This is a genomic window from Micromonospora chalcea (genome assembly GCF_002926165.1).
GTDB classification, from domain to species: domain Bacteria; phylum Actinomycetota; class Actinomycetes; order Mycobacteriales; family Micromonosporaceae; genus Micromonospora; species Micromonospora chalcea.
On the sequence record NZ_MAGP01000106.1, the window covers coordinates 71,692 to 87,798 of the forward strand.

General features: G+C 72.6%; 15 protein-coding genes. 6 read left to right on the top strand and 9 right to left on the bottom strand.

Translation table 11 applies throughout. The features are described 5' to 3' along the window. Position 1: 1 nt before the first annotated feature. Positions 2–829 carry a CoA-transferase subunit beta gene (locus tag BAW75_RS12850; RefSeq protein ID WP_205797172.1) on the bottom strand — a complete coding sequence of 276 codons (828 nt, stop codon included), beginning with the start codon at positions 827–829 and terminating at the stop codon, positions 2–4. Beyond that, positions 826–1,686: a CoA transferase subunit A gene (locus BAW75_RS12855; protein ID WP_104113733.1), complete on the bottom strand. Its 861-nt coding sequence runs from the start codon at positions 1,684–1,686 to the stop codon at positions 826–828. The genes BAW75_RS12850 and BAW75_RS12855 overlap by 4 nt, the downstream gene beginning before the upstream one ends. Positions 1,687–1,858: 172 nt before the next feature. On the opposite strand from BAW75_RS12855, the gene BAW75_RS12860 reads away from it, so the two are divergent. After that, positions 1,859–2,620 (top strand): enoyl-CoA hydratase/isomerase family protein, encoded by a 762-nt coding sequence (locus tag BAW75_RS12860; RefSeq protein WP_104113734.1) that lies wholly within the window; start codon positions 1,859–1,861, stop codon positions 2,618–2,620. 4 nt (positions 2,621–2,624) lie between these two features. On the opposite strand, the gene BAW75_RS12865 is transcribed toward BAW75_RS12860, so the two are convergent. Then, positions 2,625–3,440, bottom strand: a complete 816-nt coding sequence (locus BAW75_RS12865; protein ID WP_104113735.1) for a sugar phosphate isomerase/epimerase family protein — start codon at positions 3,438–3,440, stop codon at positions 2,625–2,627. 100 nt (positions 3,441–3,540) lie between these two features. After that, positions 3,541–4,473 carry an SDR family NAD(P)-dependent oxidoreductase gene (locus tag BAW75_RS12870; RefSeq protein WP_104113736.1) on the bottom strand — a complete coding sequence of 311 codons (933 nt, stop codon included), beginning with the start codon at positions 4,471–4,473 and terminating at the stop codon, positions 3,541–3,543. A 193-nt stretch (positions 4,474–4,666) separates the two neighbouring features. On the opposite strand from BAW75_RS12870, the gene BAW75_RS12875 reads away from it, so the two are divergent. Both BAW75_RS12875 and BAW75_RS12880 read left to right on the top strand, forming a co-directional pair. Beyond that, entirely contained in the window at positions 4,667–5,254 is a 588-nt protein-coding gene (locus tag BAW75_RS12875; protein WP_043324821.1) for a TetR/AcrR family transcriptional regulator, read from the top strand. A gap of 54 nt (positions 5,255–5,308) precedes the next feature. Then, a complete protein-coding gene (locus tag BAW75_RS12880) occupies positions 5,309–6,385 on the top strand; it encodes a phosphotransferase family protein (protein WP_104113737.1) in 1,077 nt (358 codons plus the stop codon). A gap of 86 nt (positions 6,386–6,471) precedes the next feature. Here the strand turns inward: BAW75_RS12880 and BAW75_RS12885 are convergent, their stop codons facing one another. Beyond that, complete coding sequence (locus BAW75_RS12885) at positions 6,472–7,692, bottom strand: acetyl-CoA C-acetyltransferase (protein ID WP_104113738.1); 1,221 nt, start codon at positions 7,690–7,692, stop codon at positions 6,472–6,474. A gap of 131 nt (positions 7,693–7,823) precedes the next feature. Beyond that, positions 7,824–9,428 carry a FadD3 family acyl-CoA ligase gene (locus tag BAW75_RS12890; RefSeq protein WP_275937797.1) on the bottom strand — a complete coding sequence of 535 codons (1,605 nt, stop codon included), beginning with the start codon at positions 9,426–9,428 and terminating at the stop codon, positions 7,824–7,826. Positions 9,429–9,567: 139 nt separating this feature from the next. Here BAW75_RS12890 and BAW75_RS12895 point away from each other — a divergent pair, with 139 nt between their 5' ends. Together BAW75_RS12895 and BAW75_RS12900 are read left to right on the top strand one after the other, a co-directional pair. After that, positions 9,568–10,719, top strand: coding sequence for an acetyl-CoA C-acetyltransferase (locus tag BAW75_RS12895; RefSeq protein WP_104113740.1), 1,152 nt, complete (start codon positions 9,568–9,570; stop codon positions 10,717–10,719). After that, positions 10,719–11,525, top strand: coding sequence for an SDR family oxidoreductase (locus BAW75_RS12900; protein ID WP_104113741.1), 807 nt, complete (start codon positions 10,719–10,721; stop codon positions 11,523–11,525). Before BAW75_RS12895 ends, BAW75_RS12900 begins: the two co-directional genes overlap by 1 nt. 85 nt (positions 11,526–11,610) lie before the next feature. On the opposite strand, the gene BAW75_RS12905 is transcribed toward BAW75_RS12900, so the two are convergent. From BAW75_RS12905 to BAW75_RS12915, 3 genes are read right to left on the bottom strand one after another with little or no spacing between them, the layout of a single operon-like run. Further along, entirely contained in the window at positions 11,611–12,711 is a 1,101-nt protein-coding gene (locus tag BAW75_RS12905) for an acyl-CoA dehydrogenase family protein (protein WP_069090077.1), read from the bottom strand. Positions 12,712–12,721: 10 nt separating this feature from the next. Beyond that, positions 12,722–13,870, bottom strand: a complete 1,149-nt coding sequence (locus BAW75_RS12910; RefSeq protein WP_197494884.1) for an acyl-CoA dehydrogenase family protein — start codon at positions 13,868–13,870, stop codon at positions 12,722–12,724. 13 nt (positions 13,871–13,883) lie between these two features. After that, positions 13,884–14,741, bottom strand: coding sequence for an SDR family oxidoreductase (locus BAW75_RS12915; RefSeq protein WP_244206105.1), 858 nt, complete (start codon positions 14,739–14,741; stop codon positions 13,884–13,886). Between the two features lie 139 nt (positions 14,742–14,880). Between BAW75_RS12915 and BAW75_RS12920 the strand changes: the two genes are divergently transcribed. Continuing rightward, positions 14,881–16,095, top strand: a complete 1,215-nt coding sequence (locus BAW75_RS12920) for an MFS transporter (RefSeq protein ID WP_043324830.1) — start codon at positions 14,881–14,883, stop codon at positions 16,093–16,095. Positions 16,096–16,107 lie beyond the last annotated feature (12 nt).

Consider the following 16,107-nt stretch of genomic DNA (forward strand, 5'->3'; position numbering starts at 1 on the left):
CTCATGCCGGGATCTCGCGGTCGCGCAGCGAGCGGGGGTCGATGACCTCGCGGATGAGGCGCAGCTCCTCGGCGCTCGGCTCGCGGGTGGCCGGGACCTCGCCCTCGACGTGCACGGCACAGCCGGTGGCGGCGTGGAACTCGTCGAGCGTGACGCCGGGGTGCAGGCTGAGCAGCCGCATCGTGCCGTCGGGGCCACCGAAGTCGAGGACCGCGAGGTTGGTGACGACGCGCCGCAGCTCGTGGTGCGCGATCGCGGCCGGGCCGGCGGCCCGGGCGCTGTCGGTGCCGACGCCGGAGATCATGTCGACGGTCCGGACGAAGCTGCGCGTGGAGTGGTTGGGCACCCAGTAGCTGGTCGGGTGGTAGATGCTGTTGCCGGGGGCGCCGCGTACGCCGAGCAGTTGGACCTTGGGCCGGGTGTAGTCGCCGATGGCCGAGATGTTGGTGTTGCCGTGCCCGTCGATCTGGACCGGGATCATCATGACGTGCCGCTTGCCGTGCCAGACGAGGTCGAAGATGGTGCGGAACGGGCTCCAGCCCTCGATGACGACGCCCTCGGTGGCGTGCGGGTCCGCGCCGATCTCCCAGGAGCCGGAGACGAAGTGGGCCTCACCGTCGGTGAGCAGCAGGTCGGGGGCGACGGTGAGCCGGGCGAGGCGGACGCCGATGGCCGGGATCGTGCCGAAGGCGCTGGCGATGGACTCACCGTCGCCGGCGAACGTGTCCGCCACGGCGACCGCGCAGTACTCGGCGCGGGTCACCGGCGCGTCGGCGGTGGTGGCGCTGCCCGTGGGCTGGTCCACGGACTCGGTGGCGGCGCTGCTCATGCGACCTCCTCGGCTCGGGCGGCGACGGCCGCCTGGTAGTCATCTTCGGTACCGGACAGGTACCGCTGCTCGAACTTGGCCCAGGCCTGCGGGTCGCCGGCGGCCTTGACGTACTCGCGCTGGAAGGCCTCGTCGCGCTCGTAGTCGGGGGCGCAGGAGGTGAAGTGCGCGCCGTTCGGGGTCTCGACGACACCGGCGACGAGCTGGCGATTGATCTTGATGGTCGCCGAGTGCCCGGCGGCGCTCAGCTCAGCCGTGGGCACGATCCGCTCGCAGGACATGAAGGCCTGGTCGGCGGCGAGGCAGTAGAGGTCGTCGAAGTACGGGTCGGGCCCGAGGAACTGGCCGTTGCCCTGGGCGTCGGCGCGGTTCATGTGCACGAGGGCCGCGTCGAGGCGCAGCGGCGGCATCGCCACGAGCTGCTCGGTGCCGTACGGGTCCTGGACGAGCTTGAGGTCGGGGTTGTGCTTCAGGACGTCCGACCCGAGCCCGGCGCGGGTCGGCAGGAAGGGCAGGCGGATGCCGGCGGCGTACAGCCCCCACTGGAGCATGCCCTCGTCGTACTCGGCGATCTCGACGGCGCCGTTCTGCCGCGCGGCGCGGAAGTGCGGGTCGAGGGCGATGCTGTCGAGGGAGACGAAACCGAAGACGACCTTCCTGGCCTTGCCGGCGGCGCAGAGCAGCCCGACGTCCGGCCCGCCGTAGCTGACCACGGTCAGGTCCTTGAGGTCGGAACGCAGGATCTCGCGCACGAGGGCCATGGGCTTGCGCCGTGAGCCCCAGCCCCCGACGCCGATGGTCATCCCGGATTCGAGCCGCGACACGACGTCGCGGGCGGTCAGAGTCTTGTCGGCCATGTGTCCCTCATCGTTGCGTCTGTCGGAGCACTGCCCGAGCGGTGGTGAGCAGCGCGAAGGGCGAGTCGCGTGCCGGGCATCCACGGCCGGGTCGCCATGTAGCAAGCGCTTGGTTGGTACACTAACAGCCCCAGGGGAAGGGTCAAGACCCTGCGGCCAAGGAGGGCGGAAGATGGACACCGTGGTGCGCGAGCGCGTCGACGCGGTGGGAGTCGTCAGGATCAATCGGCCGCAGGTGCGCAACGCCCTCGATCCCGACACCCTCCTGGCGATGACCGACGCCCTGCTCCGGTACGACGCGGACCCGGGCGTACGCGCGGTCGTGCTGACCGGCACCGGCGAGTTGTCCTTCAGCGCGGGGATGGACCTGCGCGCCGCGGCCGAGGGGCGCCTGGTCGACGTGGCCCGCAGCCCGCTGACGCTGCTGCGCGGCGGCTACCGCAAGCCGGTCATCGCCGCGGTCAACGGGCCCGCCGTCGGCGGCGGCTTCGAACTCGCCCTCGCCTGCGACCTCGTCGTCGCGGCCGAGCACGCCTACTTCGCGCTGCCCGAGGTGGGGCGCGGCATCGCCGCCACCGAGGGCGGCACCGACCTGCCGCGTCGCCTGCCGGTCGCCGTGGCGCTGGAACTCGGACTGACCGCCGAACCGCTTGCCGCGGCCCGGGCCCATGAGCTGGGGCTGGTCAACGCCGTGGTCCCCGCCGACGAGGTCCTGCCGCGCGCGCTGCAGCTGGGCGCCCGGATCGCGACCCACTCCCCCGCCGCGGTGCGGGCGACCAAGCGGCTCATGCACCTGAGCCTGGACCCCCGCGTGGGCGATCTCGCCGCGGTCAACCGGCTCGCGACCCTCGAACTGCTCGCCGGCCCGGACGCGGCCGAGGGCGCGGCCGCGTTCGTCGCCAAGCGCGCGCCGCGATGGGCGGACGCGCCCTGAGCGCTCAGGGACGCGCCGCCGCGATCTGCGCACGCGTCCACGCGACCGAACGGGTCAGCGCCGGCTCGGCGCCCTCGGCCTCGACGGCCGGGCCGAGCAACTCGACGTCGACGACGCCGGTGTAGCCGGCCCGCAGCACGCTCGCCAGCAGACCGGCCATCGGCAGGTCGCCGTCCCCGGGCACCCACCGGTTCGGGAAGGTCGAGGTGCCGACCCGGAAGTCGGACACCTGCAGAATCTCGACCTGACCGACCCGGTCGCGGATCAGCTCCGTCAGGCCCCGCTCCTGCCAGCAGCAGTAGAGGTCGAGGCAGATGCCGATGCCGCAGAGGTCGGCCAGGGCGACGGCGTCGCGCGCGGTGTGGGTGAAGCTGAGGTCGCACTTGACCGGCAGCGTGTTCTCCACAGCGAGGCGTACCCCGTGTTCGCGGGCGGTGGCCACGACCGGAGCGATCCGCTCGGCGAACCGGCCGGCCGCCTCCTCCCACGTCAGGTGCGCCGACGGGCCCGAGGTGAGGTAGACGAGGTCGGCCCCGAGCCGTCCGGCGTCCACGACGCCCTGCTGCAACGCCGCGACCTGCTGCGCCCAGCCCGGCTCGTCGTCCGGGTGGGCGGTGAAGCTGTGCACGAGGTAGCCGAGCCGTACGTCGTGCCGGGCGAGCAGGTCGCCGAGAGCGGCCACGCCGAAGGAGGCGACCTTGCTGCGCTGCAGGCCGACGAGGTCGGCACCGGTACGCCGGTACATCGCGACCTCCTCGGGCAGGGCCCAGGACATCGCGGCCATGCCGCTGACGCAGACCGGGTTGGTCGTGGCGGACATCGGGCTCCTGTCGGCTCGGCGGTCGTCCGGAGGGTCGGACGTCGGGTCGGTCTCGGACGTCGGGTCGGCCTCGGACGTCGGGTCGGCCTCGGACGTCGGGTCAGTCGAGGTATTCGATGCGCGCCCGGCGTACCCCGAGGGGCGCCAGGTGCGGTCGCAGCCGCGCCGTGACGGCCTCGGCGATGCGCTCCGGGGTCCACGCCGTGTGCCGCAGCACGGGCTCGGCGAGCGCCGGGTGGGTCGTCAGCATGAGTTCGGGACCGTAGGAGCGCAGCACCTGGCCGGTCAGTTCGGCGCTGAGGTCGGAGAGCAGGTAGAGCAGCAGCGGCACGTTGGCCTCGGGCGCGACACCCGCGTTCTGCCCGCTCGGTACGCCGCGGAACCGCTCGAGCACCTCGGCCATCCGGGTCTGGGCGTTCGGGGAGATCGCGTTGACGCGGATCCCGGCCTCGGCGAGTTCGGCCGCCCAGGCGTAGGTGAGCGTGGCGATCGCGGCCTTCGTCGCCCCGTACACGGCCGTCTCGGCACGGCCCATCTGCTCGCCCGAGGTGACGTTGACCAGGACCCCGTGCCCCTGGGCGCGCATCGCCGCGATGGCGGCGTCGCCCCAGGCGACGGCGCCGAGCACGTTGACCTCGAGCATCCGGCGCACAGTGGCCTCGGACTCGGCGCCGGCGCGGGCCATGGCGAAGACGCCGGCGTTGTTGACGAGGCCGTCGAGCCTGCCGTGCTCGGCGAGGCAGTCACGCACGAGGTCGTGCGCGCTCGCCCAGTCCGCGACGTCGGCGACCCTGATCGAGCCCCGGCCGTCCGCCGCGGCGATCTGCCCGCTGAGCCGTTCGAGTCCGTCCGCGTCGACGTCGACCGCGACCACGTGGCCTCCGGCCGCGGCGATGCCGCGCGCGTACGCCGCCCCCAGCCCGCCGGCGGCGCCGGTGACGAGGACGACACGGCCGGCGAGCAGGCCGGCTGCCCGGTCGGGCCGGGCGGCGGGCGGACGCCCGGACGGGACGGCGGGAATCGGGTCGGGCATCGGGCAGCCCCTCTCGGCTGATCGGGATCCGCAGCGCGGGCTCCGGGCACCGAACGAGCGCTTGGTTGGCCGCCACCCTAGGCATTGCGAGCACCCCGGTCAAGGGAGGCTGGCTTTATCATGCTGAAGGCATCGAAGTGATATAAAGCAAGCGCTTGACCAACACATTGCTCGAGGAACCGGGAGCACCCATATGTCGACGACCCAGGACCGACGCTCGGTCATCCTCGACAACGCCGCCCACCTTTTCGCAGCCAAAGGAATCGATGCCACGACCGTCCGCGAGATCGCCGATTCGGTCGGGATCCTCTCCGGCAGCCTGTACCACCACTTCAAGTCCAAGGACGAGATGGTCAACGCGATCATCTCGGACTACCTGACCGACCTGACCTACCGCTACGGCGAAGTCCTGGCGTCCGAGGAGAAGCCGGCGACCCAGTTGCGCAAGCTCGTCACCAGTTCGCTGGCCAACATCGAGGCCCACCCGCACGCGACCGAGATCTACCAGAACTCGAGCGGTTACCTGCCCAAGATCGAGGGCTACGAGCACATCCGCGAGGCGGCCGCCACGATCCAGCGGGCCTGGATCCAGGTGCTCGAGGCCGGTATCGCCACTGGCGACTTCCGCAACGACATCCCGGTACGCGTGCTGCACGGCATGCTGCGCGACGCGCTGTGGCTCTCGGTCCGCTGGTTCAAGCCGACCCCGTCGTACTCCATGGCGAACTTCGCCGACGACTTCGTCTCGGTGTTCCTCGACGGCATTCTCGCCCGCGACTGAGCGCGGACAAACCAAGCGCTTGCTAGGTTGGTGCCCGGAAGAGGAGGCGCCCCCATGACGGCAGCAGGTCACGCCCGGACAGGTCCGGCCCCGATCGAGCCCACCCGGCACGCCGGGCTCCCGGCGGGCGTCGACGCCTGGCTCGGCCGCGCGGTGCCCGAGCTGCAGGGCAACCTCCGGCACGAGGTCATCGCCGGAGGGCGCTCCAACTTGACCTACCGGACCACCGACGCGGCCGGCCACGTCGTCGTGCTGCGCCGTCCACCGCTCGGAAACCACCCGGCCACCGCGCACGACGTCCTGCGCGAGGCGCGAATCCTGCGCGGGCTGCACGGCCACCTCCCGGTGCCCCGGGTGCTCGCGGTCGAGGAGACGGGCGAGGTGGCCGGCGCGCCCCTCGTCGTACTCGAGCACCTCGACGGCGTGATCCTGCGCAGCCCCGCCGACGTCGAGCGGCTCACCACCGAGGCCGACCGCGCGCTCATCGGCCCCACGCTCGTCGACGCTCTCGTGGCCCTGCACCGACTCGCCCCGGAGGTCATCGGACTGGGCGGCCTGGCCCGCCGCCGTGACTACCTCCCCCGGCAACTCGGACGCTGGCACGAGAACTGGCAGCGGAGCAGGATCCGCGACCTGCCCGACCTGCAGACCGCGCACGAGCACCTGGTGGCCGCGGCGCCCGGGCAGTCCCGCTCGGGGATCGTGCACGGCGACTTCCGCCTGGACAACTGCATGCTCGACTCGCGATGGCGGGTCCAGGGCGTACTCGACTGGGAACTCACCACCGTCGGCGACCCGTTGGCCGACGTCGGCCAGTTGCTCGTCTACTGGGCGCAGGCCGGCGACACGGCCCGCGCGCTGCACGACCCGGCCACGGTCCGGCCCGGCTTCTCGACCCGGGACGAACTGCTCTCCCGGTACTGCCTCGCCACCGGCACCGACCCGGGGCGGATCGACTACTTCGTCGCCTACAACTGGTGGAAGACCGCGTGCATCCTCGAGGGCGTGTACACCAGGGTCACGCAGGGCGCGATGAGCGGCGGCGACCGCACCGCGGCCTCGTTCGCCGAGCAGGCGGCCGCCGTCGCCGGCCGGGCGGCGGCCCTCGCGGCGGCGCTGCCCCGGCACTGATCCGCGCCCGGCCGTACCCACTCGGCGTGGTGGCGTGAGCCGGCTGTCGACGTCCCCGGTTCGACCGGGGACGTCGACACACCCGCCTAGGAGAGCCGCTCGATGACCATCGCCATGCCCTGGCCACCGGCCGTGCACATGGTCTCGAGGCCGAACTGGCCGTCCCGCGCCCGCAGCCCGTTGATGAGCGTCGTCGTCATCCGCGCTCCGGTCTGACCGAACGGGTGGCCCAGGGCGATCGCGCCGCCGTGCACGTTGACCCGCTCGGGGTTGGCCTTGAGGTCCGAGATGGAGGGGACGACCTGAGCGGCGAACGCCTCGTTGAGCTCGACGAGATCGATGTCGGCCATCGAGAGCCCGGCCAGCGCGAGGGCCCGCCTCGACGCCTCGACCGGGCCGAGACCCATGATCTCCGGCGAGATCGCCGAGACACCGGTGGACAGGATCCGGGCCAGCGGCGTGACGCCGAGTTCGGCGGCCTTGCGGCTGGACATGATGATGAGGGCGGCCGCGCCGTCGTTGAGCGGGCAGCAGTTGCCCGCGGTCACCGTACCGTCGGGCCGGAAGGCCGGTTTGAGGCCGGACAGCGACTCGGCCGTCACTCCGGCGCGAGGGCTGTCGTCGGTGGCCACGACGGTGCCGTCGGCGAGGGTCACCGGCGTGATGTCGGTGGCGAAGAAGCCCGACTCGATCGCGGCCTGGGCCCGCTGCTGGCTCGTGGCGGCCCACTCGTCCTGCTCGGCGCGGCTCACACCGCGGTGGCTCGCGACGTTCTCGGCGGTCTCGCCCATCGCGATGTAGACGTCGGGCAGTTCATTCGCGTCGCGTGGGTCGGTCCACGGGCCGGCGCCACCCCGTCCGCGGGTGGCGGTGCGCTCCCCCGCCGCGGCGAAGATCGGGTTCTTCGTGTCCGGCATGCCGTCGGACTTGCCGGCGGCGAAGCGCGAGACGGCCTCGACCCCGGCGGAGACGAGCACGTCGGCCTCACCGGAGCGGATGGCGTGCAGCGCCATCCGGGTCGTCTGCAGGCTCGACGCGCAGTACCGCTGCACCGTCGTCCCGGGAACCCGGTCGAGCCCGAGTTCGACAGCGACGACGCGCGCGAGGCCCCAGCCCTGCTCGCCGGCCGGCTGCGCGCAGCCGAGCATGAGGTCGTCGATCTGGGTCGGGTCGAGCGCCGGCACCTGGGCCAGGGCCGCCTGGACCATCTGGGTGGCCAGGTCGTCGGCCCGCATCGAGGCCAACGACCCCTTGAAGGCCCGGCCGATCGGCGAGCGCGCCGCGGCGACGATGACTGCGTCCTGCATTGGTGTCCTCCGGTTCTCGGGCTGGCGCCCGTGACGGCGGTGCCGTCGGTGTCAGGTCTGGTCGGGGCGTCGGGCCTGCCGGCGAGCAGGGCACCGGGGCCGGTGCGCCCGCACGAAGCGCAACGCCGGGCTCACCCGGTGAGCTTGAACTTCTGGATCTTTCCGCTCGCGGTTCGTGGCAGCGCCGCAACGACGGTGAAGCTGCGCGGGCGCTTGAAGTTGGCCAGCCGCTCCCGGCACCACGCCTCGAGCTCGTCGGCGAGCGCCGACTCGTCACCGGTCCAGGCGGGAACGGTCTGTACGAAGGCGCTGCCGACCTCGCCCATCCGCGCGTCGGGGACCCCGACGACCGCGACGTCGAAGACGGCGGGATGTTCGGACAGCACCCGCTCGACCTCGGCGGGGTAGACGTTGAAGCCCCCGACCATGTAGACGTCCTTGATCCGGTCGGTGATGCGCAGGTAGCCGTCCTCGTCGACCCAGCCGACGTCACCGGTGTGCAGCCAGCCGTCCTCGTCGATGGCCTGCGCCGTGGCGTCCGGGTCCTCGAAGTAGCCCGCCATCACGTTGTAGCCGCGCACGAGGATCTCGCCCGACTCGCCGGCCGGCAGCGGCTGTCCGTCGAGACCGGCGATCCGCAACTCGGTGCCCGGGATCGCCCGCCCGCAGCTGGTCGAGATCCGTTCGAGGCCGGCGTCGGGCGGGCACACGGTAGCGGTGCCGCACGTCTCGGTCAGGCCGTAGGCGGTGATGACATCGCGGAAGCCGAGTTCCTCGCGCATCCGGCGCAGCAGCGGCACCGGCACGATCGTGGCGCCGGTGACGGCCAGGCGTACCGAGCTGAGGTCGTACCTGCCGAGGTCGGGGTGTTCGAGCAGGGAGGTGTAGACGGTGGGCGCGCCGGGGAAGACCGTGACCCGTTCCTGCTCGATGAGACGCAGCACGGTCTCGACGGCGAACACGGCGACCGGGATGATCGTGGCGCGTGTGAGGAGGCAGGCCAGGATGCCGGCCCGCCAGCCGAAGCTGTGGAAGAACGGGTTGACCATGAGATAGCGGTCGCCTCGCCGCAGTCCGACGAGTCGGGCCCACTCCCGGTCGACGCGAAGGTTCGAGGCGTGCGAGACCATCGCGCCCTTGGGGTAGCCGGTGGTGCCGGAGGTGAACAGGATGTCGGACACGTCCTCCGGGGCGAGGGCGGCGATCCGTTCGTCGACGACTCCGGGGTCGACCTGGTCGGCCAGCGCGGTGAAGCCCGCCAGGGACCACACGCCGTGATCGGTCTGCTCGCGGCCGGTGGCGGACAGGTCGACGACGGTACGCACCGAGGGCAGCAGTGGCACGGGGCGGCCGAAGGCCGGTGACGGCCCGTCACCGCGCAGCGCGGCCAGGTAGCGGGTGTCCAGGAAGGCGTCGTCCAGGACGACCATCGTGGCCCGGACCTTGGCGATGACGGACCGTGCCTCCGCACCACGGAAGCGGGTGTTGACGGGGCACAGCACGCCCCCCGCGGCCAGCACGCCGAGGGCGCTGACGACCCAGTCGGCGCTGTTCGGGGCCCAGACGACGACGCGGTCCCCCGGCTCGAGACCGTGCGCGACAGCGGCCCGCGCGAACCGGTTGACGGCCGCGTCGAGCTCGGCGAAGGTCATCCGCACGTCCCCGTCGACGAGGGCCTCCAGCTCGGCGGCGTCCTGCGCGGCCTGCCGCAGCAGGGCGGGGATCGTGGTCAACACGTCACTCACGCACATCTCCTCACGCGGAGCCGGTCACTTGTCGGAAACGAAGCACAGACTACCAACCAAGCGCTTGCTAGACTAGCGGCAGCGACGCCGGCGGCACCGACCGGTGAGGCATCTGAAGGAAGGGAACCCGGTGGCAGAGGCATACATCGTGGACGCCGTCCGCACCCCCGTCACGCGACGCGGTGGCGCGCTCGCCAAGATCCACTCCGCCGATCTGGGAGCCGCCGCGCTCACCAGCCTCATGAGTTCCTCGGGGATCGACCCCGGCGCCGTCGAGGACGTCGTGTTCGGCTGTGTCGACACCATCGGCCCACAGGCCGGTGACATCGCCCGCACCGCCTGGCTCGCCGCCGGCCTCCCGCAGCACGTACCCGGCGTAACAGTGGACCGGCAGTGCGGCTCGAGCCAGCAGGCGGTGCACTTCGCGGCCCAGGCCGTCATGGCCGGAGTCAACGACGTCGTCGTCGCCGGGGGCGTGCAGAACATGAGCGCCATCCCCATCTCGGCCGCGATGCTCACCGGTCAGCAGTACGGCTTCGACGACCCCTTCTCCGGGTCGATCGGCTGGCGCGAGCGCTACGGCGACGAGCAGATCTCCCAGTTCCGCTCGGCCGAGATGATCGCCGAGAAGTGGGGCGTCAGCCGGGAGGACATGGAACGCTTCGCCCTGCGAAGCCACGAGCGGGCCCTGCGGGCCATCGCCGAGGGCCGCTTCAGCCGCGAGATCCGCGCCGTCGGCGACGTCGACACCGACACCTGTCCGCGCGCCGACACGAGCCTGGAGAAGATGGCCGCCCTCGACCCGCTGACCCCCGGCGGCCGGGTCACCGCCGCCGTGGCGAGCCAGATCTGCGACGGCGCGGCGGCGCTGCTCGTCATGAGCGAGCGGGCAGTGGCCGAGCACGGGGTGACGCCGCGCGCCCGGATCCACCACCTGTCGGTACGCGCCGACGACCCGGTGCTGATGCTCACCGCCCCGATCCCCGCCACCGCGCACGCGCTCGAACGCACCGGAATGTCGATCGACGACATCGACCTGTTCGAGATCAACGAGGCGTTCGCCTCGGTCGTGCTCGCCTGGCTCCAGGAGACGGGGGCCGACCCGGAGCGGGTCAACGTCAACGGCGGCGCGATCGCCCTGGGCCACCCGCTCGGCGCCACCGGCGCCCGGCTGATGACCACCCTCCTGCACGAGCTCGAACGCACCGGCGGCCGCTACGGCCTGCAGGTGATGTGTGAGGGCGGCGGCCAGGCCAACGTCACGATCATCGAGAGGCTCTGATGACCCACTCCCCCGCGACGCCCGGCGGCGTCGACCTGACCGGCCAGGTCGCCGTCGTCACCGGAGGCACCCGTGGCATCGGCGCCGAGATCACCCGCGCCTTCCTCCGGGCCGGGGCGCGGGTGCTCGTGTGCGGCCGCAGCGAGCCCGAGCAACTGCCCGGGATCGACGGACGCACGCCCGTCTTCGTCCAGTCGGACGTACGCGACCCGGAGCAGGCCAAGGCCCTCGTCGCCGCGGCGGTGGACCGGTTCGGCCGGCTCGACATCCTGGTCAACAACGCCGGTGGCGCACCGAGCGCCGACACCGCGACGGTGTCCCCCCGCTTCGTCTCGGCGGTCGTCACGCTCAACCTGCTCGCCCCGTTCTACGTCGCGCAGCAGGCCAACGAGGTCATGCAGCGTCAGGGCAGCGGGACGATCATCAACATCGGCTCGGTCGCCGGAGCCAACCCGGCCCCGGACACCGCCGCGTACGCCGCGGCCAAGGCGGGCCTGACGATGCTGACCCGGTGCCTCGGGCTCGACTTCGCGCCCGCCGTACGGGTCAACCAGGTGACTGTGGGTCTCGTGCAGACCGAGCTGTCGCATCTCTACTACGGCGACGAGGCGGGGCAGGACCGCGTGGCGCGGACCATCCCCATGCGGCGGATGGCCACCCCGGCCGACATCGCCGCGGCCTGCCTGTTGCTCGTCTCGCCGCTGTCCGCCTACGTCACCGGCACGGAGATCGTCGTCGACGGTGGTGGGGAGATCCCGTCGCGGCACCTGGCCGCCCAGCCGCCCGGCGCCGGTCCGCTCGGCTGAGCGCGCGGGGCATGTACGGCGGAGGGGCCGCACCGGTTCGGTGCGGCCCCTCCGCTCCTGCCTGCCGTGGAGTTCGGCGCCTCGCTCAGAGGCCGGCGAGCGCCGCCACCTCGGCGCGGACCGCCGCCGCAGAGCCGGCCAGCAGCTGGGCCGACTTGCCGCGCTTGAAGAACAGGTGTGCGTGGTGTTCGAAGGTGAACCCGATGCCGCCGTGCAACTGGATCGCCTCGGCCGCGACGGTCATCAGCGTGTCGGCGCACACGAGCTTGGCCAGCGCCGCGTCGTGCGAGCGGGTGGCGGCCCCGGTGCGCAACGTCGTGACGAGGTGGTCGGCGGTGGCCCGCGCCCCGGCGACCGCGACGGCGAGGTCGGCGCAGCGGTGCTTGAGGGCCTGGAACGACCCGATCGGGCGGCCGAACTGCTCCCGCACCTTGAGGTAGTCGACGGTGAGGTCGAGGCAGGCGCGGGCGGCGGCCGCCGACTCCAGCGCGAGCATCGCGCGTACGTGGTCCAGCAACACCCGGGCACCGTCGCCGCCGGGGGCGTCGACCCGGGTGGCGGCGGCCTCGCGCAGGCGCACGGTGCTCAGCCGACGGGTCTGGTCGAGCGTCATGTGCGTCCGCACGTCCACCCCGTCGGCGGCCCGGTCCACCGCGTAGACGCCGAGCTCACCGCCCTCGTTGCGGGCGGTGACGAGAACGACCCGGGCGGCTTCGGCCCCGGGGACGACGGTCTTCGTCCCGGTCAGCGCCCACTCGTCCCCGGCGCCGGTGGCCCGGGTGGCGGTCTGCCCGAGATCCCAGCCCGCGCCGTCCTCGGCGAGCGCGACGGCCAGGGTCAGCTGCTCGTCCACGACGCGTGCCAGCAGGGGCTCGGCGCTCGGGCCGAGGGCGCGGGCGGCGAGGATCGCGGTGAGGCTCGTCGCGAGCGCGCCCGGCACGAGCCGGGCCCCGAGCTCCTCGATGACGGCGGTCGCGGCGGGCACGTCCAGGCCGAGCCCGCCGAGGTGCTCCGGTACGACGAGGCCGAGCAGGCCCAGCTCGGCCGTGAGCAACTCGTGCAGCAGCGGGTCGTAGCCCCGCTCCCCGACCATGACCTCGTGGGTTCGGCGCAGGTCGGCCTGCCCGTCGAGCACCTCGGCCACGGAGGCACGGATCTCGGCGAGGTCCTCGGGCGTTCCGGTCATCGTCCTCACCTCATCGGGGCAGGCCGAGCAGGCGCTCGGCGATGATGTTGCGCTGGATCTCGTTGGAGCCGCCGTAGATCGTGTTGGCGCGGCTGAAGAGGAAGTGGGTCTGGGCGTCGTCCAGCTCGTACCCGGGCCCGGTGAGCAGCGCCCCGGCCCCCTCGACGTCGACCGCGAGCTCACCCAGCGAGCGGTTCCACGTGGCCCACTGGAGCTTGGAGATCGACGCCTCCAGACCGGACAGCCCCTCACCGGCGGACGCGAGCAGCCGCACCGCCGAGTGCCGCATCACCTCGAGCCCGATGTATGCGTCGACGAGGCGGTCACGCAGCGCCGGCTCCTGCCAGGCGCCGTTGGAGCGGGCCCGGGCGATGACGGCGTCGAGGCGCCGGCGGAAGCCGATCTGCTGGCCGAGGGTGGACACGCCCCGCTCGAAGCCCAGCGTGCCCATGGCGACCTTCCAGCCCTCGCCCTCGGCGCCGACACGGTGCTCGACGGCGGCGACGGCCTCGTCGAAGAAGACCTCGTTGAACTCGCTCGTGCCGGTCAGCTGGGTGATCGGGCGCACCGTCACGCCGGGCTGATTCATCGGCACCAGCAGGTAGGACAGGCCCGCGTGGCGGGTCGAGCCGGGATCGGTGCGGCACAGCACGAAGCACCAGTCGGCCAGGTGCGCCAGCGAGGTCCACACCTTTTGCCCGGTGATGACGTAGTGGTCGCCCCGGCGTTCGGCGCGGGTGCGCACCCCGGCGAGGTCCGAGCCCGCGCCGGGCTCGGAGTAGCCCTGGCACCAGATGTCCTCGCCGCTGGTGATGCGGGGCAGGAAGCGGGCCTTCTGCTCCGGCGTGCCGAACGCGAGCAGGGTCGGGCCGAGCAGTTGCTCGGACATGTGCCCGAGCCGGCCGGGCGCGCCGGCGCGGGCGTACTCCTCGTGGAAGATGACCTGCTGGGCGAGGGTCGCGGGGCGACCGCCGTACTCGGTGGGCCAGGAGAGGCCGATCCAGCCGGCCCGGCCCAGGTGGCGCTCCCACTCGCGGCGCAGCTCGTGCGCCTCGTGCTCGCGTCCCTCGCCGCCGGTGCCGACGGCCTCGGCGAACGGTCCGGTGAGGGCCTCCCGGAGCCAGCCGCGGATCTCGGCCCGGAACTGCTCGTCGCTCACCGGCGCACCCATGTCAGGCACCGTAGACGGGGGTCGGCGGCTCGGCGCGGGCGATGAGGTCGGCGACCACGTCGGTGAGCTCCTCCGGTTCCCATCGGCCGCCCTTGTCGGCGGCCAACCCGTGGCGCCAGCCATCGGCGAGCGAGACCTCGCCGCCGGCGACCTCGAAGACGGCGCCGCTGACGGCCCGCGCGGCGTCGGAGCCGAGCCAGACCACGAGCGGGGAGACGTTTGCCGGGTCCATCGCGTCGAAGCCCGTCTCGGGGGCGGCCATCGTCTCGGCGAAGACGGCCTCGGTCATCGGGGTACGGGCCGAGGGGGCGATGGCGTTGACGACGATGCCGTACCGGGCCCACTCGGCGGCCGCGATCTGGGTCAGCGCGGCGATCCCGGCCTTGGCGGCGCCGTAGTTGCCCTGTCCGACGCTGCCCATGAGCCCCGCGCCGGAGGACGTGTTGACCACGCGCGCGGCGACCGGGCGGCCGGCCTTGGCCTCGTCCCGCCAGTAGGCGGCGGCGTGGCGCATCGGGACGAAGTGTCCCTTGAGGTCGACCCGCAGGACCAGGTCCCACTCCTGCTCGCTCATGTTGACAAGCATCCGGTCGCGGTTGATGCCGGCGTTGTTGACGAGGGTGTGCAGCCCGCCGAAGGTCTCGACCGTCTCGCGCACGAGGCGCTCACCGTAGGCCCAGTCGCTGACGTCGCCGGTGCTGACGACCGCGCGACCGCCAAGCGCGCGGATCTCGTCGACGACGGCCTGGGCCGCCGCCCGGCTGCTGTCGATGTCGTTGACGACGACGTTCGCGCCCTGCCGGGCGAATTCGAGGGCGTGGACCCGGCCCAGCCCCTGTCCGGCACCGGTCACGATCACCGTTCGTCCTGCGCAGAAGCCGCTCACGGCACGCCCTTTCACTCGAGGTACGGGAAGAAAACCACACCCGGCACTAGCTATGCAAGCAAGCGCTTGGTAGGGTCCCGGAAACGACAGAAGGATGGCGAAAGACGTGAAAATGTTCTCGGCCCTGCAATTCCGAGACTTCCGCTTCGTACTCCTGACCCTGGTGTTGTCCCAGGCCGGCTACTGGGGCTGCAACATCGCCTTCCAGTCGGTGCTGATCGAGAGCGACGCCACCCCGGCGACGATGGGGGCGCTCTTCTTCTGTCTGCTCGTGCCGTTCACGCTCTTCTCCATCCCGGCCGGGGTGCTGGCCGACGCGGTCGACCGGCGGCGGCTGCAGATCGGCGTGCTCCTGGCGACCACCGTCCTGGCCGGGGTCTGCGCGGCGACGATCGCGGCCAGCATCGTCGCCCTGCCCGTGATGCTCGGGCTCGCCTTCCTCGCCGGCACCGGAATCAGCTTCCTGTCCCCCGTGACCCAGGCACTCGTGGCAAACACCGTCCCGGCCGAGGCGCTCGGCCATGCCGTCCCGATCCAGGCGGCCGGGCTCAACCTCGCCCGCTCGATCGGCCCCGCGGTCGCCGGGCTGATCCTCGTGGCCTGGGGACCGCTGGGCACGTTCGTGATGTACGCGACGCTCACTCTCGCCGCGGCCGCCGCCGCGGTAGCGGTCCGCACCCGGCGCATCCCGCCGGCCGTCCGGGTGGCCCGGGAGAGCCTGGCCACCCAGGTGCGCGCCGGGATCCGGCACGCCCGCGAGCGTCCCCCGGCCGCGCTCTGCCTCGTCATCGTCGCGGTGAACGCGTTCTTCGGGTGCGCCTTCACCACTCAGCTCCCCGTCCGGGCGGCCGCGACCACTGACAACCCGGACCCGGTCTTCCCCGTGCTCGTGGCGCTGACCGGGCTGGGCTCGCTCCTCGGGATCCTCGTCGTGGCCCGCCTGTCCGAGCGCATCGCCACCGTGTGGCACGCCGCTGTCACCCTCGTTCTGCTCGGCCTGAGCAACGCCCTGCTCGGCGCCGCCACGACGGTGCCCGTGCTCGCGGCGGCCGCGCTGCTGTGCGGCACGTTCAGCATCGGCGCCATGGTGACCCTGCAGACGGTGGTCCAGAAGGTCGTCGACGACGCGCAGCGCGGCCGGGTGATGAGCCTCTACTTCCTCGGCTGGGGTGGCATGCCGTTCGGCGCCCTCCTGCTCGGCGGGCTGAGCACGTGGCTCGGCTCCACGACCGCGTTCCTGCTGTACGCCGCCGCATGCCTGGCCACGGCCGCCACCGTGCTCCTGTGGTTGCGCCGCGGACGCGCCGACCCCCTCCCCGCGACCTGACCTCCCCCGGCC